Genomic DNA, 19,843 nt, shown 5'->3' with positions numbered 1-19,843 from the left:
GTACGACGTATGGAAATGTGAAGCAAGCCTGGCTGCCCCGGTGGGTGCTGTGATTCAGGTCATTTCCATACGGCGTACGGAACTGGTACCATACGTGGTATGGAAAAACCGAGGCGTCCCCCGCGGGGGACAAGGAAGAGAGACGTGCCTCTGACCGAGGCCGGAATCTATGCCGCCGCCCTGCGGCTGATCGACGCGGACGGTGTCGAGGCGCTCACCATGCGCAAACTCGCCACCGAGCTCGACGCGAACCCGATGTCGCTGTACCACCACGTGCCGAACAAGGAAGCGGTGCTGCGTGGCGTGACAAGAATGGTCGGCGCCCAGTTCCGCACCGTGACGCTGGAGGACGCTCCCTGGCAGGAGCGCATCCGCCTGCTTGCAACGGACTTCCGGACCCTGGCGCACCGTCACCCCGAACTGATGGCCTACTCGTTCAGCCATCAGCCCGACTTCATCCAGCCCGAGGACCCGTTCTGGACCGCGCTCATCGCGATCGTGGAGGCTGCCGGGGTTCCGCAGTCAGAGGTCTCGGAGATCGCGGCGGTGATGGTCGCCGTCGTCATCGGTGTCCTCGCCGCCGAACTCAACGGCTCGCTCCACAAGTGGTCGACCCTCAAGCCCCCCGGCTTTGACGATGGTGGCGACGGTGACGGGGACGCGGACCCTGACTCTGCGGACGTAGCCCCTGAAGGTCCTGACCAGGACCACATGTTCCGCCTCGTGATGGACACGCTGATCACGGGTCTGGAAAGCCGGCTCACCGGCGATCGTGGCGGCCGGGACGCCGGCCTTTGAGCCACACCTTCTGAGGCACTGCGCCCCAGGCACCGGCCCCTGAGTCGCGCCCTCGGTCGGGCGATCTCAGGCTGCGACATGTGGGAGCCACCCCTCGTCACATCGGGGAACACCGCCCGGCGGGGTGGTTCCACAGCCTCTGCACGGCAGCCGTATGACGCCGACCCGTGAAATGACCATGGTCGTCGGCTTGTTTCCGATCTCCCTCCCCGAGCGGGAGATCGCCGGCCTCGTCGGGCTGTATCACCCATCCGTTCACCCGGGCGGCCATGCCGCCGAGTACCACTGCCGTGAGCGCGAGGTGGCGCCCCGTGCCGGACGAGCCGTACCTGATCTCGATCGGTTCCTGTCTCTCTTCCGCCATCCCCCCACCTGCTGTCCGGAGGACTACCCCCATGTCCCAGAACGCCGCCGCCGCTGCTCGCGGCGCCGAGACCGCACCTGAGATTGTGCCCGAGCTGTCGCACCAGCGGCGCTGGTGGATTCTGCTGGTCATTTCGCTGTCCATGCTGATGGGTGTCCTCGACGGCACCATCGTGAACATCGCCCTGCCGTCCGCCCAGCACGACCTCGGCTTCTCCGACGCCGACCGGCAGTGGGTGGTCACCGCCTACGCGCTGGCCTTCGGCAGCCTGCTGCTGCTCGGCGGCCGCATCGCGGACCTGGCCGGTCAGAAGGTGACCTTCCTGGTGGGACTGGCCGGCTTCGCGGCCGCTTCCATGGTGGCAGGCGCGGCGAGCGGTTTCGCCCAGCTCGTCATCGCGCGCGCCGTGCAGGGGCTGTTCGCCGCGCTGCTGGCCCCGTCCGCCCTCTCGGTCCTGATGACCACCTTCACCGATCCGCGCGAACGGGCCAGGGCCTTCACCGTCGCAGGCTCGGTCGCCGGCGCCGGCGGAGCCATCGGCCTGATCCTCGGCGGCGTGCTGACCCAGTACCTGGACTGGCGCTGGACCATGTACGTCAACGTGATCTTCGCGGTGGTGGCGTTCGTCGGTGGGGCAGCCCTGCTGCACCGCACCCCGCGCGACACGTCCTCCAGGCTCGACGTACCCGGCACCCTGCTGGCCTCCATCGGCCTGTTCTGCCTGGTCTACGGATTCTCGAACGCCGAGACGCACGGCTGGGGTTCGCCGGCAACGTGGGGCATGCTGGCGACCGGTGCCGTACTGGTGGCCGTCTTCGTGTGGTGGCAGAACAGGGCGACGTATCCGCTGCTGCCCCTGCGAGTCCTGCTGGACCGCAACCGCGGCGCCTCCTTCGCCGCCCTCTTCGTCACCGGCGCGGGCATGTTCGGCGTGTTCCTGTTCCTGACCTACTACCTGCAGCAGAGCCTCGGCTACAGCGCCCTGAACACCGGCTTCGCCTTCCTGCCCCTGATCGTGGCCTCGTCGTCCGCCTCCGCCGTGGCCAACAATGTCCTGATGGCGCGAATAGGACCGAAGCCGGTGGTCCCGCTGGGCATGACCATTGCGGCCGCCGGGCTGATATGGATGACCAAGCTGGACCTGAACAGCGGATACGTGACGCAGGTACTGCCCCAACTGGTGCTCGTCGGCATCGGGCTGGGCACGGTCATCGCGCCCGCCATGAGCCTGGCGACCTCCGGCGTGGAGACAACCGATGCCGGCGTTGCGTCGGCCGCTGTCAACACCCTGCAGCAGATCGGCGGCTCCATCGGCATCGCCCTGCTCAGCACGATGGCATCCGACGCAGCCACCGGCTACCTCTCCGGCCGCAATCCCAAGAACCCCGGCGTCCTGGCCCAGGCCGGCCTCGCGGGCTACTCCACGGCCTACTGGTGGTCGGCGGCCGTCTTCGTCACCGGCCTGGTCGTCACCGCCCTGCTCTACCGCCGGGGCGTGCCCCAGCAGAACGAGAACGCGACACCTGTCGTGCACATGTAGCAGGACAGGTGGCTACCTGAGGGGTTCACCCCTCACCCCCGGGGCCGGACAAATGGACAGTACTCGCCTCTGCGCGCACATGAAATGCCGAGAGCCGTACCGACCCGACAGGAACTGACGCGGAGGCATGTGCGGCTGAAGAAGGCGTAAAAAGGCGTATGGCTGCGCGAGGTCTGCCGGAAGACCGCCTCTTGGAGCAGCGCGCGGGGCGCGGGCTGCTGGTGATCGCGCTACATGGGCAGCCCATGGCTACGGACATCGCCGATGAGAGCCCGGGTGCAGGGGGCAGCATCGGCACGGGCGACCGCCAACAGGTCGTCCCCGATCATGTCCCATGCCGGGGGATCTCCCCTGTGACAAGAGCTGTTGGATGCTGACCCTCATGGCCCAGGCACCGGTCGCATGGGAACTGTTGAGACGCACCGACTGATCCTCCCAGCCGGAGAGCTGCGGGACGCACAACGGCAGCCGGCGCGGGCGGCCCGGCGCTACCGGTGCCCGTCTGCAGCTTCGACTTGCACGGTCCGACCACCGTCCTCGACGAGGCGGCGGGAAATCGCACGCGCCGTCGCGCGCACGGCCGGTCCGTACCCCGGGTTCGGCGAACCGGTGCCGGGCGCCACGACCGACAACGCCGCGACCACCTCGCCGCCGTCACGTACCGGCGCGGCCACGGTGCTCACCTGCCATGGACGGTTCTGGTGGCCGACAGCGTGATCGCCGCGTCGTACCTCCGCCAGCACGCGACGCAGGTCGGCGGGGGTGCGGATGTCGTCGTCGCCGTGCTCCGGCGCATAGGCGGCGATGGCCTGCTCCTGGACGGCCGGCGGTGCGAAGGCGAGAAGCACCAGTCCTACGCCGGTGGATGCCAGAGGAAGGCGGCCCCCCACGCGGTAGCGCACGGGGCTGGCATCTCGCGCTGACAGCCGCTCGACGAGCAGCGCCTCCCCCTGGTCCCGCACGGCGAGCAGGACATGCTGACGCGTGACGTGGAAGAGATCCTCCATGAACGGCATGGCCACCGATCGCAGTCCGTGACCGCGCGGGGCCAGGGAAGCGGTCTCCAGCAGCCGAAGACCCACGACGAATCGACCGTCGCCGAGGCGTTCCAGAGCGCCCACGTTCATCAGAGACCGGGCGAGCCGGAGAGCACTGCTGCGGGGGATGCCGCTTCGCTGTGCGAGTTCGGCAAGCGTCTGCGCACGATGGTCACCGTCGAAGCTGCCGAGCAGAGCGAAAGCCCGGTCGATCACCGGTTGTCCCTCAGCCGGCCTGCCCCCGCGTCTCCTGGGGGGACCACCGTCGGCGGTCACCATTTCATTCATCGGAATCACCGCTGCCCATGTACGGCACGCTTCCTACGGTGGCTGGCACTGACAGGGACCCCGCAGAAAGGGAGAATTGTATGGCCGCGACCGGATTCATCGATGTGCACGCCCACTTCGTCACCGACAGCTATGTGGCGGCGGCTCGAGCCGCAGGTGTCGAACATCCCGACGGGATGCCGGGCTGGCCCGCGTGGGGCGTCGAAGAGCACCTCGACATGATGAAACGCTCAGGGATCGACAAGTCCTACCTGTCGATCTCCTCGCCCGGAGTGCACTTCGGGGACGACATCGAGGCCCGCGCCCTCGCACGTGAGGTCAATGAGTTCGGCGCCCGGGTCCGCACGGAGGACCCGCAGCGGTTCGGTCTCTTCGCCTCCCTGCCCCTGCCGGACGTCGAGGGCTCGCTCGCCGAGGCCGCCCACGCGCTCGACGTCCTCGGTGCGGACGGAGTGGTGGTGGAAACCAACCACCATGGCCTCTACCTCGGTGACCCCCGGTTCGAGCCGCTCTGGGAGGAGCTCGACCGCCGCAGCGCCGTCGTCTTCGTTCACCCCACGGCAGCGCCCCACGCCGACGAGCTTGCTCTGGGCCGGCCACGGCCGATGCTGGAGTTCCTCTTCGACGCTGCCCGCACTGCGAGCGACCTGCTCTTGCGCGGTGTCCTCGCCCGCCGCCCGCGGATCCGCTGGATCTTGACACACGGCGGAGGTGTGCTGCCGCTGCTCGCCGACCGGATGGAACTCTTCCGCAGCCACGTCGGCGGTGGCGCCGTCGACGGGCCGAGCGCCGTCGAGCAGCTCGGCCGACTCTGGTACGACATGGCCGGCACGCCATTCCCGCGCCAGGTCCCGGCCTTCGACGCGGCCTTCGGCACCGAGCGTCTCCTCTACGGCAGCGACTACTGCTGGACGCCCATTGACGCGGTGCTCGCTCAGGTCACCTCCATCGACTCCGCGGTGCAGCCGTCCGCCACCGTCAACTGGCGGGACCTCACCACGCGCAATGCCCGCCGCTTGTTCGACACGGACGCATGGTGACCGCCCGGCCTGAAGGAACGGTCGTGAGCAAGTGGGTCTGACGACCGCGGTCGTTACAGCAGCACCGCGGTCCGGGTTGCTGGGGCGGCTCTGCCGTCAGCCGGCGGAGCTGCGGCTGATCCGCCACGGCGTTCTGGTCTGCGAGGTCACCGACTCCAGCAGCACCTAGCCTCACCACTTTGAGCCCCCGAGCTCGTGGTCGACGCATCCGCTCACCGCAGAGCTCCGTCCGTCGTCGCGCCTACAGGGAATCCCATGCCGGGAATCCAGCGGACTCCTTCTCGCTCAGCTCGGCCCAGACTGTCTTGCCGTGTCGGGCGTGCCGCGTTCCCCAGTGCTCGGCGAACTGAGCGACCAGGAGCAGGCCGCGTCCCCCCACGTCGTAGGTGCGGGCCCGGCGCAGGTGAGGGGTCGTGCTACTCGTGTCGGAGACCTCGCACACGAGGGCACGGTCATGGATCAGGCGCAGCCGTATGGGAGGACGACCGTAGCGGATGGCGTTGGTGACCAGTTCGCTGACGATGAGCCCGGTGGAGAACTCGACCTCCTCCAGGCCCCAGGTGCTCAGCTGTTGAGCGACGTTCGACCGGGCCCGGGACACGCAGACGGGGTCACCGTCCAAGTGCCAGCCGGCGACTTGGCGAGCGCCCAGGACGTGGGTGCGTGCGAGGAGCAGCGGCAGCGCGACATCGTCGTGTGGTCGGTCAGCCGGCAGCAGGGCTTCGAGCACGGTGTCGCAGGTTGCTTACAGGGAGGAAGCGGGCTGTGCGAGGGCTTGGCGGAGCAGGGCGATACCCGCTTCGACGTCGTGGTCGCGGCCTTCGATCAGGCCATCGGTGTAGAGGGCAAGGGCGCTGCCTTCGGGGAGGTCGAACTCCGCCGCTTCGAACGGAAGGCCACCCAGGCCCAGCGGTGGTCCGGGTGGCAGTTCGAGGAGGTCGGCGGTTCCGTCAAGGCCCACCACGGCGGGCAGCACATGCCCCGCGCAGGCGAGGACGCACTGGCGGGAGAGGGGGGGGCGTAGACGGCGTACAGGCAGGTGGCGCCGTCAGAGCGCCGCGATGGCCTGCGGGGGCCGGCTGCGCATTCGACAGTCGACGCCAACGACCGAAAACGAGCACACGGTACCGTGGCCCGCCCCTGACCCCGGTCGTCGCCGCCACAGGCCACCGAGAGCCAGTTCCTCGGACTCGCCGTGTACGCGGCGCAGCTCTCCGACGGTTTCCTGACTGTGCCTCAATTACTAGTGGTAGCAGTTGATTTGCCGCTTCGACCGGCAGGTACGTACCAACGTGTTACGCGCGTAAATTCTGCCTCCGGCTTCTTGTCTGCCGACCGCGGGGCACGGAATACTCCCGTCCGAAACTTGTCAGGGACACGCAGCCCGCGATGGCTCGTGTGCCGCCCTGACGGGTCTCCCCTGACCCCACCCAGGAGGAACGAGTGAAGGTCAAGACCCTCCGCACCGCCAGACGCTGTGGGCTGATCGCCTTGGCGTCCGGGCTCCTCGCGGTGTCGCTCACCACGCCCACCGCCCAGGCCGCCCCCTCGGCCAAGGCCTCGCCCGAGGCCGCGGCCAAGCTCACCAAGACCCTCGGCACCACCTCGACGGCCGGCTCGTACTACGACGCCGAGACCAAGTCCGTGGTGGTCAACGTCACCACGCGGAAGGCCGCGGAGGCCGTCCGCGAGGCCGGTGCCGTGCCGAGGCTCGTCACCCACAGCTCAGCGCAGCTGGCCAAGGCCGGCGCCGCCACCAAGGCTGCCGACATCCCCGGCACCGCCTGGGCCGTCGACCCCAGGAGCAACAAACTCGTGGTGAGCGCCGACAGCAACGTCTCGCGCGCCGACCTCGCCGAGCTCAAGTCCGCCACCGCCTCCTACGGCGACGCGGTCACCGTCAAACGAGTCAACGGCACCTTCAGGAAGCTGCTCAACGGCGGCACCGCCATCTACGCCGACGCCGGCTGGCGCTGCTCCGTCGGTTTCAACGTCCGGAGCAGCAGCGGTGCCTACTACTTCCTGACCGCCGGTCACTGCACCGACGGTTACCCGAACTGGTACACCAACTCCGGCCTGAGCACCTACGTCGGCCCGACCATCGACTCCAGCTTCCCCACCAACGACTACGGCATCGTCCGCTACGACAACACCGGCGTCAGCCACCCCGGCACCGTCAACCTCTACAACGGCACCAGCCAGGACATCACGTCCGCCGCCAACGCCTACGTCGGCGAGTCGGTCAAGCGCAGCGGTTCCACCACCGGCGTGCACGGCGGGACTGTCCAAGCCCTCAACGCCACGGTCAACTACGGCGGCGGCGACGTCGTCTACGGCCTCATCCAGACCAACGTCTGCGCCGAGCCCGGCGACTCCGGCGGTTCGCTGTTCGACGGCACCAAGGCGATCGGTCTGACTTCCGGAGGCAGCGGCGACTGCACCTCCGGCGGTACGACCTTCTTCCAGCCGGTGACCGAGGCGCTGAGCGCGTACGGCGTCAGCGTGTACTAGGTCCTCCTCCCTCGCCCGAGCGTTGACGACGCACGTGACCGCCGCCCGGAAGGCGGCGGTCACACGCGGCCTGTGGGTGCGCCGTTCCGCCAACCCGCCCTACGCCTCCTGGGGGACGTTCGCGGGCGGCAACGGTGAGGACAACGCCGCGCACACGCCCTGAGCCTGGGACGACGGGGGCGACGGCAGCGATCTGCAGGACGGCTCGATCGCGCCTGACCCCGCGTACCTGATCTCGCAGTTCTTCGCCGACACCGCTCCGCTCAGCCTCACCTACACCCGCAACGCCTACCGGTCCTGACGGGCACACCGAAGAGAGGGCTCATGAACACTGCAGCAGACTCCGGCCGAGGCCTGGACCGGCGTACCATGCTCCGCGGCGCGCTGGGCCTGACGGCCGCGCTCGGTACGGCGGCGACCCTAAGCCTCGGGTCGGCCTCCCGCGCCTCGGCCTACGGATGGACCCGCACTCTTCAGCAGGGCGACAGCGGCTCCGATGTGAAGGAATTGCAGATCCGCGTCGGCGGCTGGGCCGCATCCAGCGCGCAGCAGACCTACGTCGCCTGGGACGGTGCCTTCGGTGCGGCCACCTACAACGCGGTCAGGCGGTTCCAGTCCGCGTACGGTCTCACGGCGGACGGCGTCGTCGGCCCGCAGACCCAGAGCGTGCTCAACAGTCTCGAAAGCAGCGACGGTTCCACCGCGCACTTCGACTGGAGCGAGTTCTACTCCCATGACGGGTCCGGCTTCAGCGGCGGGCAGGTGGGCGCCGCCGAGGTCAAGGAGAACGTGCGTCGGCTGATGTACAAGCTCGAGGCCGTACGCAAGAAGGCCGGCAACAGCGCGATCACGGTCAACTCCGGTTTCCGCAGCGTCTCCTACAACGCCTCGGTGGGCGGCGCGTCCAACAGCATGCACGTCTACGGCGTCGCCGCGGACATCGTCGTCTCCGGACACACCACCCTCCAAGTGTACAGGATCGCTGAGACCTGCGGATTCTCCGGGCTCGAGGCCTACACCCACTCCTGGCAGCACGTGGACAGCCGCGTCCAGTACCCCTCCTACGGCTCCGGTTCCTGGTGGTGGGAGAGCGGCGTCGTGTGACCTCCCTCCGCCCGCACGCGTCGACCCGCCCCGCTCTTCAGAGGAGTTGACGAATCTTGAAGTTCCGTGCCAAGGCCCTCACCATGGCGGCCACCGTGGTCACCGCGGTCGCCCTGCAGCAGTCCGCTGCCAGGGCCGACGTCCCGCCGCAGCACGCGGTCATCGTGTGCCAGACCGCCAGCTTCTACGCCAACTACGACAGCGCCTCGGGCCCCACCGGCTATCTGCGCACCCTCACCTACGGCAACAAGGTCGGCCACACCCAGGGCGTGCACCCTGTCTACAACGGCTGGGCCGCCACCTTCGACTACGGCCCCAACGACTGGGGCTACGTGCGCATCGAGTGCATCGGCGGCTACGACTCCTGGTGAGCCGTGACAGCCCCGTGTCCCCCGCAACGACAGGGAAAGGAAAGCCGATGTCCGCACTCCGTGCCGGCCGTGCGGCCGCCGTCGTCGCCGCGGTGAGCGCCGCGGTATTGATCGGCGCCGGGCCCGCCATCGCGTACTCGAACGGCACCGTGGGTGTCCGGGAGACCGTGTGCGCCAGTGACCTGTACGTCCGCACCGACCCGGGCGGAGCCTGGATGGGCACGCTCTACAAGGGCCAGACCTTCCTGGTGGAGAGCAAGCAGAGCGGCTGGGCGTACGGCTTCGCCTACGGCGACATCAACCGCCACGGCTGGGTCCAGGACGGCTGGTTCTGCTGACGTCTTCGCCGCAGCGCCGCTGACGGCCGCGCTGCTGTGCGCGGCGCCGTCACGGGAACGGTCGGGGTTTCCCGAACGTGTCCAGGGAAGCACCGACCGGGGGCGCGGGGCCCCGCACCCACGCCCCCGGTCGTCCTGGCCGGGACTGGACGGCCTCCTGGCGCTCGGGGTCGAAGGCGATACCAGTGGCCGGTCAGCCGACCCTCTTCCACTCCTGGCACCGGTTGGTCTTGAAGTACTCCCCTCGGTTGAGCGTGACCCGGCCCGGCCCTTCAGAGGGGTTCTCGGATCACTTTCCGTGCCAGGGCCCCGGAGGGTCACCACAACCGCGATCATGAACGGCCTCGCGCCGCCAGGAGGACCCGCTTGCGGAGCAGGTCGAAGTCGGCCCGGCCGAACCTCGACGCCGTGGTTGCCGGGCTGAGCCTGCGCTACAGGGCCGGTTGTTCATCAACTCAGCAAAGGCGCGGACGTATTCGGCGGTGTGGTCGAGTGCTGGGCAGCAGGCGAGGATCGAGACGTCCGTGCGCCTGCCTCAGGTCGCACCATGCCAGGACTCACCCTTTGGCGAGGAAGTGCGCCAGCAAGCGGTCGAAGTCGCTGTGGTCGAGCTCGGCCCCCCGGGGCACCACTGCCTCCGTTTCCTGCAGGAACGCCTTGAACTCGTGCGCTGGTGCCTTGAGCAGGGCCGTACCGGACGGCGGGTTGAGAAGGATGTACAAGTCGCGGCAGCCCTCCTCGCCGGTGGGCCATATGCGAACGTCTCCCTCGCCGGCGGGGCCCTCCAGGCCGTCGATCAGCAGATCGCGCCCTATGATCCATTCCACCGGCTCGTCGCTGTCGACATCGGTGGTGAATGCGGCATGGACCACATACGGATCACTCGGCTCGTACCGCAGATTCATGATCATGGGCAAGGACGTCGCATGCACGCCGACAAGCTTCACAGGTAGCCCCTGGATCACAGTTCTCAATGACTTCATCGGGTCTTACTCCTGGTGTTTCGAGTCATCCGGGGAGGGCCATCGGAAGGGCTGTCGTCGGATTCAAAGGGGCTGCACAGAGAAGCGGTTACTGCGAGGACCGGTGGCGGTCGGCACGAGGACACCCGCAGGAGCAGTTCTTCGTGCCGTCGCAAGGGCGCCTGGCCGACGGGAGCAGGCGAGGCCACTACTTTCGGCCGGGGCCATCACGGAGATATGGCCAACGGTGGTTGCCGGACAAAGGGTGCCCTTGGTTTCAGCGATCGACGCTGTACCGGTCGTGGTTGTAGTGAACCGACTCGTCACGGTCCCCACCTCGACGCCGGCCGTGGTTGCCGGAGCCCGGTCACGCAGGGCAGAGCCGTCCTTGGACCGGAACGGCACGCTGTCCGAGCCCGAGGAGACGGACATGACCAGACAGGTGACCTGCTTATGGGTCGGTGTCGATGCCGGCAAGGGCCACCACTGGTGGGTCGCCATCGAAGACACCGGAACCACCATTGCAGGGCCGCCGGATACCGGCCCTTCTGGCCGCGTCACTCGTCGCAGGCCGACCGTCAGCGCAAGGGTGAGTCCACGGTGGGAGTCAGGAGGGTCTCGTCGAGGCCGACGATCTGGCTGATGTCGAAGCCCTCCATGTCCGCGCGGAATTCAGGACTCGACAGGTATGCCTCCAGCCGCTCCCGCACGTCGTCGGCGTCCTTGTAGGAAACGAGGGCGTACAGCCGGGGAGTGTCGCTTCCGGGCGCCGCGGGCACCGTCCAGACGCCGTGGGTGGTGATCCGGTGCTTGGCCATACCGGGAATGTGCTGGGCCCAGATCTTCTCGTAGGCGGCGAGCGCGTCGGAGCTGCGCAGGGTGTAGACGCGAAGCTGGTACTGGGACATGAGACTGGTTCCTTTACTTGTGAGCATGGATGGTCGGCGGTCAGCCTTGGGGGAGGAGGTGTGCCCGTTCGGCATGCCAGTCGATGAGTCCGGACTCGGTGCCCCGTGGCACCAGAGCCTGGGTGTCCTGAAGGAAGGACGAGATGTCCTGCACGGGGACCTCGAGCAAGGCGGTGCCTGCGGCAGACCCGAGGGCGATGTAGATCGACTCGTCACCCCGCCCTGCGGCCGACCAGATCCGGACGTCCGCGTGGCCTGCGGAATCCTCCAGACCGTCAGCCAGAAGATCCCGCCCCAGGATCCATTCGACCGGCTCGTCGCAGTCGGCGAAGAAGGCGGCACGGACGACATAGGGATCAGCGGGCTCGTAGCGCAGACGTACGCAGAGGGGCAACGAGTAGACGTGCGAGACGACCAGTCGCACGGTCACCCGCCGTTCCACGGCTCTCAAGGACTTCTTCATCGGCTTCCGCTCCTGGGTATGGCTCGGCGGTGCCTCACACCGGCCTGTGGCGAAGAGGCAGCGCGGGCAGAGGCGGTACAGCGGGGCGCGGGCGCCGGACGGCACCGGCGCACCGCATGAGGAGTGGCGCTGCACTCGCTCGGCCGGCGGTCGGGGACGCCGCCCCCCGACCGCCGGACGGGTCCCCGCCGCCGGCAGGGACAGGGCTGAGGGGAACTGCTTGCGCACATGGCCGATACCCGTCTCACAGGTCGTCGCGGCTCAGGTCGTGGTGGTGCCTGCCCCGGCCGTCGTGCTCGCAGCGGTTGCCGTCGTGGCGGTAGGACCTGTCGGACGGCCGGCCGTGTCCCTCGCCCTCCCAGCGGTAGAAGTGACCGTCGCGGTAGTAGAGACCGTCGCAGTCGTGCCGGGTCTCGTGGCGGTCCTGGTGCCAGCCGCGGGTCTCGTCGCAGGAGTAGCCCCGCTCGAGCAGGTAGCCGACACCGTGGTCCCAGCTGTAGTCAGCGGTCACGGCCCCGGCGGTCGGGTGCTGGGCGTGCGCGGACGCAAGCGGCGCGGCCGAAGCAGTGCCACCGGCACCGAGAACGGCGGCACCGGCGACCGCGACGGAGGAGACAGTGAGGGCGATGCGCTTCGCGAGCTTGTTCATGATCTTTCCTTCCCGAGGGGGGTGATCTACGCCAACGGCGGTTCTGCCAGGCGATGTACGACGCCCGGTGTGGTCCGAGCGAGCAGTTCCATACGTCGTATGGAAGCGCGCTTTCATTGTTACCATACGTCGTATGGAAATGTCGAAGTGACGAAGGTAACCGTTGACCGGCTGGCACCAGCGCCAACAGATGTCGCTCTTCAGGGCGAGCTGCCCATTGCCGGCCCCTCGGCACGCCGGCCTTCCTCGCCTTGGCCGCGGCGGTGTGTCCTGGTGATCGGTGGCTTCACCGGCCCGGAGATCGCCTCAGCCCGGGGAGTGAGGGCTCGAGGTCACGGATGCATCCAGTTCGCCGCAGAGGCGGGTTTGCGCTCGCCGGAAGGCGGGATGAGTATTTTTTTAGGGCGTGACGACCGGGGCGCACCCTGATGCCGACACCGTCGATGCAGCGCCTCTTTCTGGTTACGCCCACGCTCACGCTCACAGCCGACAAGCGTCACGGTGAAGGAAGCGGCGCAGCGAACTGGACCGAACCTGCTCATTCGGTGGCCTGGCCGGGGCGGCGGGTGGGGCATCCGGCCCCGTCGCCTGACGGAAGGCTTGAGAAACCGGCCCTGGGTCTCATGATCGAGGCTGCATGACCGGGTCAATGGTCGCCTGGGGCGGAGGCGGAGCGGAAGGAGTCTGCCCATGCGGATCGTCGTGGACCTGAATCGGTGCCAGGGATACGCGCAATGCGTGTATCTGGCGCACGAGGTCTTCAGGTTGAACGGCCAGGAGGCGCTCACCTATGAGCCGAACCCCGACGACGAGCGGCGCCTGCAGGTCGAGCGAGCGGCTGCGGCGTGCCCGGTGCAGGCGATCGTGATCGACCGCTTGGACGGCGCGAAGCGGGGCGAGACGGCATGACTCTGCGGGCAACGGTCGCAGAGCTGGTGCGCGAGTTCCGGGCCAGCGGCCGGATCGTCATCGTGGGCGCTTCCCTGGCCGGGCTGCGGGCCGCGGAGACGCTGCGCGAGGAAGGCTTCACCGGTTCCCTGACCATCATCGGGGACGAGCCGTACGAGCCCTACGACCGTCCGCCGCTGTCCAAGCAGGTGCTCAAGGGCTGGGTGCCGGCCGACCACACCAAGCTGCCCCGCATGCGAGAAGTGGATGCGGACTGGAGGCTCGGGGTGGCCGCCGTCGGGCTGGACCGGGTCACCAAGCAGGTGCGCCTGGCCGACGGCGAGCAGGTGCCGTACGACCGGTTGCTGATCGCTACGGGCACCCGCGCGCGGCAGTGGCCGAACCCGGAGGAGGCCGCCCTGCAGGGGGTCCATACGATTCGCTCGCGTGACGATGCCGCTCAGCTGCAGAAGGCGCTGGCCGAGCCGCCGTCGCGGGTCCTGGTCATCGGCGCCGGGTTCATCGGGTCCGAAGTGGCTTCTGTCTGCCGGGAACTCGACATCCCGGTGACCGTCGTCGAGCGGGGTTCGGCGCCGCTGGTCGGCGCGCTGGGCGGGGTGATCGGGGAGATCGCCGCGCGGATGCAGCGCGATCACAGCGTGGACCTGCGCTGCGGGCTGGGCGTGTCGTCGCTGGAGGGCGACTCCGAAGGGCATGTGCGGCGGGCGCACCTGTCCGACGGAACCACTGTCGACGCCGATGTGGTGGTGGCCTCGCTGGGGTCGATCCGGAACGTGGAGTGGCTGGAGGGCTCGGGGCTGGCGGCCGGTTTCTGGGGCGTGGGGTGCGACGCCGGTGGCCGGGCCTTCGACATCAACGGTGTGGTCACCGACAGCATCTACGTGGCAGGCGACGTGGCGCGTGCGCCGCATGTGCTGTACGAGTACCAGTTCCTGGCGATGGAGCACTGGGACAACGCCGTTTTCGGCGCCGAGGTCGCGGCGCACAACATGGTGAACCTCGAACCGCACTATCGTCCGCATCTGCTGCTGCCCGGCTTCTGGTCCGGTCAGTTCGGCGTGAACATCAAGTCCGTCGGGGTGCCGCCTTTCGGTGACGAGATCGTCTTCACCCAGGGGTCCGTCGAGGAGCGCCGCTTCGCCGCCGCCTACGGCCACCGAGGCCGCATCGTCGCGGCCGTCACCTTCGATCACGGCAAGTGGCTCGAGTACTACGGGAAGCTGATCGAGCAATCAGGTCCATTCCCGCCTCCGCCGCCGGGCTGGGACCAGCCGCCCGACATGAAGCCGATGCCGGCCGAGTTCCCGGACCCCAGGGTCCCGACTGCGATCCCCGACGTCGTCCTGACCGGCCATGCCCCGAGCGAGCGGACGGCCGAGTTCCGGCCCCGGCGCCACTGACCCGGCCCGCCGGGCCGAGCGTGCAAGCGGACAGCACCGACAGGAAGAAGGAGGGGAGCCTCGTGGCCGAGGAAACCCCCTGGCAGCAGGCGCTGCGCTACGCCAACCGCGCCAACCCGTACCCCTTCTACGAGGAACTGCGCAAGACACCGGTGGCGCGGCAGCCGGACGGAACCTATGTCGTCAGCACCTACCGGGAGATCGTCACGCTGCTCCACGACCCCCGGGTCAGCTCGGATCCACGCAAGTGCCCCGTTCCCGCCGCCACTCCGGCCGAGGGAGCGGCGGAGGCGGAGGCCGAGCCGATCACGGAGGCGGTCATCTCCTTGGAGCCGAACATCATCACCCAGGATCCCCCCGAGCACGATAGGGACCGCCGGACGATGATGCCGCATTTCGTCGGGCCTCCCCGTTCCCCTCACCTGATCTCCGACCTGGAGCCCGAGATCCATCGCATCGTGGCCGGGCTCCTGGACGGCATGAAGGGCAAGAACCGGATCGACGCCGTCGACGACTTCGCCTACCCCCTGCCGGTGACGGTGATCTGCAAGGTCCTGGGCGTGCCGCTGGAGGACGAGCCACGCTTCCACCACTGGATCGAGACCGCCCTGGACGCCCTGGACTTCGGCCCCGAGGCCGCGTCCGAAGAGATCCGGAGCCGGCTGGCCGGCGGACGGCGGGCCGTGCAGGACTTCGGGCAGTTCGCAGCCGACCTGCTCGACCGGTACGCCGACCAGCCCGGCCCAGGCATGCTTTCGGCCATGGTGAACGAGGACGGCACGGAGGGACGGATGTCCAAGGGCGTGCTCGCCAGCAACGCCCTGCTCCTGATCTTCGCGGGACACGAAACCACGGTCAACCTGATCGCCCACAGCGTGCTCACGCTGCTGAGGCACCCCGAAGCGCTGGAGGAGCTGCGCCGCCGTCCGGAGCTGATCGTGCCCGCGGTGGAGGAACTGCTGCGCTTCGAGTCGTCCGTGCAGTTCTGGCACACCCGCTCCGCCCTGGAAGACATCGACATCGCCGGCACCACCATCCCCAAGGGGGCTCCGATCTTCCTGGCGTACGGGTCGGCGAACCGCGACCCGGAACGGTTCACCGACCCCGACCGGCTCGACCTCGAACGCCGCGACAACGAACACCTCGGGTTCAGCCAGGGCATCCACTTCTGCTTCGGCGCCCCGCTCGCGCGGCTCGAGGTCCAGGTCGCGGTCGGTGAGTTCGTCCGCCGGGTGCAGAATCCCCGGCTCGTCGAGGACCCGCCGCCGTACCGGCACAACCAGATCTTCCGCGGCCCGCGCCACGTCCTGGTCGACATCGACGGCATCCGCGACTAGCCAGTGTCTGCGTGAAGGATCGCTATGCGGGCTTTTCAACTCGTCGGATGGCGGCAGCCGCCCGAACTGCGCGAGGTGCCGGTGCCCGAGCCCGGCGCGGGCCAGGTCCTGGTGAAGGTCGCAGGTGCCGGTGCCTGTCACTCCGATCTGCACATCATGCAGGCACCTGCACCGCTACCCGGCTTCACGAATCCGCCCTTCACGCTCGGTCATGAGAACGCGGGATGGGTGGAGCGGCTCGGACCGGGCGTCTCCGGGTTCCAGCCCGGGGACCCTGTGATCGTCTACGGCTCCTGGGGTTGTGGCATCTGCCCAAGCTGCCGTCAAGGCCAGGAGAACTACTGCCAGAAGCGCGCGGGTGAGGGACCGGGCCTGCGCGGTGGACACGACGGCGGCATGGCCGAGTACCTGCTGGTCCCGGCGGCGCGCTACCTGATTCCGCTCGGCACCCTCGATCCCCGCCAGGCCGCCCCCCTCAGCGACGCCGGACTGACCAGCTATCACGCTGTGAAGCGGTCGCTGCACCTGCTGGGACCGGGCTCGACCGCGATCGTGATCGGGGTCGGCGGTCTGGGCCAGATGACCATCCAGATTCTGCGCGCGCTGAGCGCGGCGACCACCGTCGTCGCCGTGGACACCGACGCCGGCAAGCTCGAAACGGCCAGGCGCATCGGGGCCGACGAGGCTCTGCTCTCTGGTGACGAGGCGATCGTGCGCATCAGGGATATGACGGAGCAGCAGGGCGCTCAGCTCGTGCTGGACATGGTCGGCATGGACCCGACGCTGCGGATGGCTGCCCGGGTGGCCAGGGTGCTCGGGCACCTGACCATTGTCGGCCTCGGCGGAGGAGCCCTGCCCGTTGACTTCTCCAGCCCGCCGCATGAGTGCTCGGTCGCCTCGCCCTACTGGGGCTCCCTCACCGAACTGATGGATGTGATCACGCTCGCCCAGCAGGAAAAGATCAAGGTGCTGGTCGAGCACTTCCCCCTGCAACGCGCGAACGAGGCTTACCGGCTCCTGCACGACGGCAGGATCCAAGGACGTGCCGTCATCACTCCCCACGCGTGAATGCCGTCGTTCACCCGAACGAGACACGACGACTGTGCCTGGCCGCCGGCATCGGACGGTCCGGCCCCCGCCGAGCGACAAGAGACTGATCGGGTGACGATGGACATGTAGTGACGTGACCACGCTGCTCACAGAAGGAGGTAGGTGCCATGACATCTCCTTCCGATTCCTCCGGTTCCGTTCCGCCACGTGGCACCGAACCACAAGAAGGTCCTGCGGTCGAAGGCAACACCGCTCTGGCGAACATGGGCTGGCAGATCCTGCTCACCATGGGCTCGCCACCATCGCCCTGGGCGTCATCGCCCTGGTCTGGCCGGGCGAGACGCTCCGCGTCGTCGGCGTGCTCTTCGGCGTCTACCTGCTGGCCACCGGTGCCTTCCAACTCGCCGCCGCCTTCGGCACCCACGTCCCCCGGCATCTTCGCGTACTGCACTTCATCACCGGCGCGGCCTCCGTCCTGTTGGGACTGGTCTGCTTCCGGGGCCCCCTCGAGTCGGTCTTCCTGCTAGCCCTGTGGATCGGCTTCAGCTGGCTGCTTCGGGGCACCTTGGAGACGGTCGCGGCGGCCTCCGATCAGACCATGCCGGCGCGCGGCTGGCACGTGGCCTTCGGCATCATCGGCACCATGGCCGGCATCGTGATGATCGTCATGCCGTTCGCCTCCATCGCGACACTCACGCTGGTCGTGGGCGTCATGGCCATCGTCGTCGGTCTGACCGAAGTGGTCCGCGCCATCAGGACACGTGTCGAGATCGGTCATCTGGCTGCCGGCACGGCCCCCCAGCGGCGCCCCATGTTCCACGCACGTCCGCACCCCCAGCACTGACCGGCGGAGCCGGATCGACCGGACGCCGGCGAGCGGCGACATCCCGCCACCTCCGCTGGCCGTCGGCCGGCGAGCGGTCCTTCACGCGCATCTCGGCGCGGCTGTGATGGCGACGCAGGCGGCAGCCGAGGTATTCGGTCAGTCCGACGTCCACGTCCCGCTCGAACACTGACCGGGCGAGGGCGATCACCAACCCGCTCTCACCCCGGGTCCTCGCTGTCTGCCAGGTCCGTCCGTTCAAGCGGTGCCCTGCAACCCCGACCGGCCTGTCAAAGATCTTTCGCCTGACGAGGAAAGGCGCCGCCGTCGACCCGGGCGAACTCCTCGCTGCGCTTGTGGCGGCCGGATTCCACGGGGCCGTCATCTGGGGACGTCGCACCGGTCGGCGTTCTCGGGGCCGTTGTCTGCCCGTGTCGGCAGCCCCAGTGGGCGACCGCCGCGGTGAGCCCAGATGTCACCGAGGACGACCTGGATGATGCCGGTGACGGGAATCGCCAGCAGGGCACCGAGGATCCCGGCGACTTCGGCGGCGATCAGGGTGGCCAGCAGCACGGTGAGGGGGTTGAGTTTCACCGTCCGAGACAGGATGACCGGTTGCAGGAGGTGGTTTTCGGCCTGCTGATAGACGATGAAGAAGATGATGGCCCCGATGCCGGCCGGCAGGGAGTGGACGAACGCCACTGCGGAGGCGACGACAGCTCCTATGGTGGCTCCCACCAGGGGAATGAGGTCGGTCACTGCGACGAAGAGAGCCAGCAGGCCGGCGAACGGCACTCCGGAAACCAGCAGCACGACGTAGGTCAGAAGCCCGCAGATGACGCTGATCAGCAAGTTCCCGGTCAGATAGCCGTTGACGGTACGGGCGCACGCGGCTCCGACGCGGCGTATGCGGGCCGCGGGCGCCTCGTCCACGAGGGCCAGGGACCGGTCTATGGCCTTGGGGCCCTCCAGCACCATCAGATAGGCCAGCACGAAAATGGTGAGAGCGCCTGCCGCGGTGCTCGCTGCACCGCGGAGGAACTTCAAGGCGGGCGTGCTCAGTCCGGTGGCGAACGCGTGGATCTGCGCCTGATGGTGCCGGACATACTGCAGAGCGTGCGTCCGTTCCAGCAGGTTGCCGACTGGCCCGCGGCCGGCCTGGGCGTCCCTGATCATCGCGGGTAGGCGACCGGCGAACCGGCTTCCCTCCTGGGCCAGGGGGATGACGAACAGGGCGATCACCGCGCCGACGGCCGCGGCCGCAGCCAGGAAGACCAGCAAGGTGGCCACCGACCGTCGGCACCGCGGCGCCCGTCGCTGCAGGGCTTCGACCGCCGGATGAAGTGAGACGGCCAGGAACAACGCGATGACCGCCCAGATCAGGACCCGGCGAGCCTGGACCACCAGCTCGAGTACGACGTAGGTGGCGAGCACCAGGCCGATGGTGGCGAGGATGGTTCGCACCGGAACCGGACGCGTCGCCATGGGCATCGGGTGCCCAGCCCCGGTCACGGGAAAACGAGGAGACCTCTTCGCCCGGTGGGCGATACTTCCCGGCACTGTCGTGCTTGACCCCTTCCGACACGGGCTGCGGTGAGTCGCCACCGGCCACCAGGGACGGAGTCAGAGACAACCAATGGATGCTTCGGCCGTCCGCAACGGATCGCCCCCGAGGCTGCCGCGTCCGTCACGTCCTGGGCGTACTCGCCTCGGTGCGGCTGGCGCTGGAGAAGGGCCCCGGTCGGACTCTCAACCGGGGAGACGGCGTCGGCTCGGCGGTAGTGAAGGCGTTCGGGGCACCGCCCGTATCCCAGGTGCGGATCCCCAGGCCGAGCTGCAAGCTGATGCCGTAGGCCGCAACTGTCGAAGGAAGTGTCATCGTGGCGGTGGCCGCAGGCGCAATCGCCGGACCGTCGGCCCGGTGGGGGACGGAGCCGTCAGCTGCGGGCGT

The 19,843-nt window shown here is 68.6% G+C and carries 19 protein-coding genes and 2 pseudogenes; 14 read left to right on the top strand and 7 right to left on the bottom strand.

Features of this window, described 5'->3' with window-relative positions:
- The first annotated feature begins 144 nt into the window (after positions 1 to 144).
- Together ACQPXS_RS08515 and ACQPXS_RS08510 are read left to right on the top strand one after the other, a co-directional pair.
- Positions 145 to 798, top strand: a complete 654-nt coding sequence (locus ACQPXS_RS08515; protein WP_433448488.1) for a TetR/AcrR family transcriptional regulator — start codon at positions 145 to 147, stop codon at positions 796 to 798.
- A gap of 395 nt (positions 799 to 1,193) precedes the next feature.
- Complete coding sequence (locus ACQPXS_RS08510; RefSeq protein ID WP_433448486.1) at positions 1,194 to 2,702, top strand: MFS transporter; 1,509 nt, start codon at positions 1,194 to 1,196, stop codon at positions 2,700 to 2,702.
- Between the two features lie 488 nt (positions 2,703 to 3,190).
- On the opposite strand, the gene ACQPXS_RS08505 is transcribed toward ACQPXS_RS08510, so the two are convergent.
- Positions 3,191 to 3,955: an IclR family transcriptional regulator gene (locus ACQPXS_RS08505; protein WP_433448484.1), complete on the bottom strand. Its 765-nt coding sequence runs from the start codon at positions 3,953 to 3,955 to the stop codon at positions 3,191 to 3,193.
- 152 nt (positions 3,956 to 4,107) lie between these two features.
- Between ACQPXS_RS08505 and ACQPXS_RS08500 the strand changes: the two genes are divergently transcribed.
- Together ACQPXS_RS08500 and ACQPXS_RS08495 are read left to right on the top strand one after the other, a co-directional pair.
- Positions 4,108 to 5,067 carry an amidohydrolase family protein gene (locus tag ACQPXS_RS08500; protein WP_433448482.1) on the top strand — a complete coding sequence of 320 codons (960 nt, stop codon included), beginning with the start codon at positions 4,108 to 4,110 and terminating at the stop codon, positions 5,065 to 5,067.
- A 31-nt stretch (positions 5,068 to 5,098) separates the two neighbouring features.
- Complete coding sequence (locus tag ACQPXS_RS08495) at positions 5,099 to 5,236, top strand: hypothetical protein (protein WP_433448480.1); 138 nt, start codon at positions 5,099 to 5,101, stop codon at positions 5,234 to 5,236.
- 72 nt (positions 5,237 to 5,308) lie between these two features.
- On the opposite strand, the pseudogene ACQPXS_RS08490 reads toward ACQPXS_RS08495, so the two are convergent.
- A pseudogene (locus ACQPXS_RS08490) lies at positions 5,309 to 6,114 on the bottom strand (SpoIIE family protein phosphatase); the annotation flags it as partial.
- Positions 6,115 to 6,510: 396 nt separating this feature from the next.
- On the opposite strand from ACQPXS_RS08490, the gene ACQPXS_RS08485 reads away from it, so the two are divergent.
- The 5 genes from ACQPXS_RS08485 to ACQPXS_RS08465 all read left to right on the top strand — a co-directional run bounded on the left by ACQPXS_RS08485 (position 6,511) and on the right by ACQPXS_RS08465 (position 9,391).
- Positions 6,511 to 7,578: a S1 family peptidase gene (locus tag ACQPXS_RS08485; RefSeq protein ID WP_433448478.1), complete on the top strand. Its 1,068-nt coding sequence runs from the start codon at positions 6,511 to 6,513 to the stop codon at positions 7,576 to 7,578.
- A 34-nt stretch (positions 7,579 to 7,612) separates the two neighbouring features.
- On the top strand, positions 7,613 to 7,741 hold the full coding sequence (locus ACQPXS_RS08480) for a hypothetical protein (protein WP_433448476.1): 129 nt from the start codon (positions 7,613 to 7,615) through the stop codon (positions 7,739 to 7,741).
- 161 nt (positions 7,742 to 7,902) lie between these two features.
- Positions 7,903 to 8,682: a D-Ala-D-Ala carboxypeptidase family metallohydrolase gene (locus ACQPXS_RS08475; RefSeq protein WP_433448474.1), complete on the top strand. Its 780-nt coding sequence runs from the start codon at positions 7,903 to 7,905 to the stop codon at positions 8,680 to 8,682.
- A 56-nt stretch (positions 8,683 to 8,738) separates the two neighbouring features.
- Positions 8,739 to 9,053 (top strand): hypothetical protein, encoded by a 315-nt coding sequence (locus ACQPXS_RS08470; RefSeq protein ID WP_351811470.1) that lies wholly within the window; start codon positions 8,739 to 8,741, stop codon positions 9,051 to 9,053.
- A gap of 47 nt (positions 9,054 to 9,100) precedes the next feature.
- Positions 9,101 to 9,391 carry a hypothetical protein gene (locus ACQPXS_RS08465; RefSeq protein WP_351811467.1) on the top strand — a complete coding sequence of 97 codons (291 nt, stop codon included), beginning with the start codon at positions 9,101 to 9,103 and terminating at the stop codon, positions 9,389 to 9,391.
- A 557-nt stretch (positions 9,392 to 9,948) separates the two neighbouring features.
- Here the strand turns inward: ACQPXS_RS08465 and ACQPXS_RS08460 are convergent.
- The 4 genes from ACQPXS_RS08460 to ACQPXS_RS08445 all read right to left on the bottom strand — a co-directional run bounded on the left by ACQPXS_RS08460 (position 9,949) and on the right by ACQPXS_RS08445 (position 12,373).
- Positions 9,949 to 10,338, bottom strand: coding sequence for an SsgA family sporulation/cell division regulator (locus ACQPXS_RS08460; protein WP_433448471.1), 390 nt, complete (start codon positions 10,336 to 10,338; stop codon positions 9,949 to 9,951).
- A gap of 593 nt (positions 10,339 to 10,931) precedes the next feature.
- On the bottom strand, positions 10,932 to 11,261 hold the full coding sequence (locus ACQPXS_RS08455) for an NIPSNAP family protein (RefSeq protein ID WP_399184396.1): 330 nt from the start codon (positions 11,259 to 11,261) through the stop codon (positions 10,932 to 10,934).
- Positions 11,262 to 11,301: 40 nt separating this feature from the next.
- Positions 11,302 to 11,724: an SsgA family sporulation/cell division regulator gene (locus ACQPXS_RS08450; RefSeq protein WP_433448469.1), complete on the bottom strand. Its 423-nt coding sequence runs from the start codon at positions 11,722 to 11,724 to the stop codon at positions 11,302 to 11,304.
- 244 nt (positions 11,725 to 11,968) lie between these two features.
- Positions 11,969 to 12,373: a hypothetical protein gene (locus ACQPXS_RS08445; protein WP_433448467.1), complete on the bottom strand. Its 405-nt coding sequence runs from the start codon at positions 12,371 to 12,373 to the stop codon at positions 11,969 to 11,971.
- A 690-nt stretch (positions 12,374 to 13,063) separates the two neighbouring features.
- Between ACQPXS_RS08445 and ACQPXS_RS08440 the strand changes: the two genes are divergently transcribed.
- From ACQPXS_RS08440 to ACQPXS_RS08420, 5 genes and pseudogenes are all read left to right on the top strand, one after another.
- Positions 13,064 to 13,282 (top strand): ferredoxin, encoded by a 219-nt coding sequence (locus ACQPXS_RS08440; RefSeq protein WP_433448465.1) that lies wholly within the window; start codon positions 13,064 to 13,066, stop codon positions 13,280 to 13,282.
- Positions 13,279 to 14,682, top strand: a complete 1,404-nt coding sequence (locus ACQPXS_RS08435; protein WP_433448463.1) for an NAD(P)/FAD-dependent oxidoreductase — start codon at positions 13,279 to 13,281, stop codon at positions 14,680 to 14,682. Before ACQPXS_RS08440 ends, ACQPXS_RS08435 begins: the two co-directional genes overlap by 4 nt.
- 62 nt (positions 14,683 to 14,744) lie before the next feature.
- On the top strand, positions 14,745 to 16,019 hold the full coding sequence (locus ACQPXS_RS08430; RefSeq protein ID WP_433448461.1) for a cytochrome P450: 1,275 nt from the start codon (positions 14,745 to 14,747) through the stop codon (positions 16,017 to 16,019).
- A gap of 24 nt (positions 16,020 to 16,043) precedes the next feature.
- Positions 16,044 to 17,087: an NAD(P)-dependent alcohol dehydrogenase gene (locus ACQPXS_RS08425; protein ID WP_433448459.1), complete on the top strand. Its 1,044-nt coding sequence runs from the start codon at positions 16,044 to 16,046 to the stop codon at positions 17,085 to 17,087.
- A 149-nt stretch (positions 17,088 to 17,236) separates the two neighbouring features.
- Positions 17,237 to 17,913: pseudogene (locus ACQPXS_RS08420) on the top strand (HdeD family acid-resistance protein).
- A gap of 360 nt (positions 17,914 to 18,273) precedes the next feature.
- On the opposite strand, the gene ACQPXS_RS08415 reads toward ACQPXS_RS08420, so the two are convergent.
- Positions 18,274 to 19,377, bottom strand: a complete 1,104-nt coding sequence (locus ACQPXS_RS08415; protein ID WP_433448457.1) for an AI-2E family transporter — start codon at positions 19,375 to 19,377, stop codon at positions 18,274 to 18,276.
- Positions 19,378 to 19,843 lie beyond the last annotated feature (466 nt).

The organism is Streptomyces sp. CA-142005, from assembly GCF_050942335.1.
Lineage (GTDB): Bacteria > Actinomycetota > Actinomycetes > Streptomycetales > Streptomycetaceae > Streptomyces.
This window is presented reverse-complemented; position numbering and strand designations above follow the sequence as displayed.

Coding starts and splice junctions, on each gene's coding strand:
- ACQPXS_RS08510 (WP_433448486.1), top strand. CDS start 1,194: ATGTCCCAGAACGCCGCCGCCGCTGCTCGCGGCGCCGAGACCGCACCT.
- ACQPXS_RS08500 (WP_433448482.1), top strand. CDS start 4,108: ATGGCCGCGACCGGATTCATCGATGTGCACGCCCACTTCGTCACCGAC.
- ACQPXS_RS08475 (WP_433448474.1), top strand. CDS start 7,903: ATGAACACTGCAGCAGACTCCGGCCGAGGCCTGGACCGGCGTACCATG.
- ACQPXS_RS08465 (WP_351811467.1), top strand. CDS start 9,101: ATGTCCGCACTCCGTGCCGGCCGTGCGGCCGCCGTCGTCGCCGCGGTG.
- ACQPXS_RS08455 (WP_399184396.1), bottom strand. CDS start 11,261: ATGTCCCAGTACCAGCTTCGCGTCTACACCCTGCGCAGCTCCGACGCG.
- ACQPXS_RS08450 (WP_433448469.1), bottom strand. CDS start 11,724: ATGAAGAAGTCCTTGAGAGCCGTGGAACGGCGGGTGACCGTGCGACTG.
- ACQPXS_RS08445 (WP_433448467.1), bottom strand. CDS start 12,373: ATGAACAAGCTCGCGAAGCGCATCGCCCTCACTGTCTCCTCCGTCGCG.
- ACQPXS_RS08440 (WP_433448465.1), top strand. CDS start 13,064: ATGCGGATCGTCGTGGACCTGAATCGGTGCCAGGGATACGCGCAATGC.
- ACQPXS_RS08435 (WP_433448463.1), top strand. CDS start 13,279: ATGACTCTGCGGGCAACGGTCGCAGAGCTGGTGCGCGAGTTCCGGGCC.
- ACQPXS_RS08425 (WP_433448459.1), top strand. CDS start 16,044: ATGCGGGCTTTTCAACTCGTCGGATGGCGGCAGCCGCCCGAACTGCGC.
- ACQPXS_RS08415 (WP_433448457.1), bottom strand. CDS start 19,377: ATGGCGACGCGTCCGGTTCCGGTGCGAACCATCCTCGCCACCATCGGC.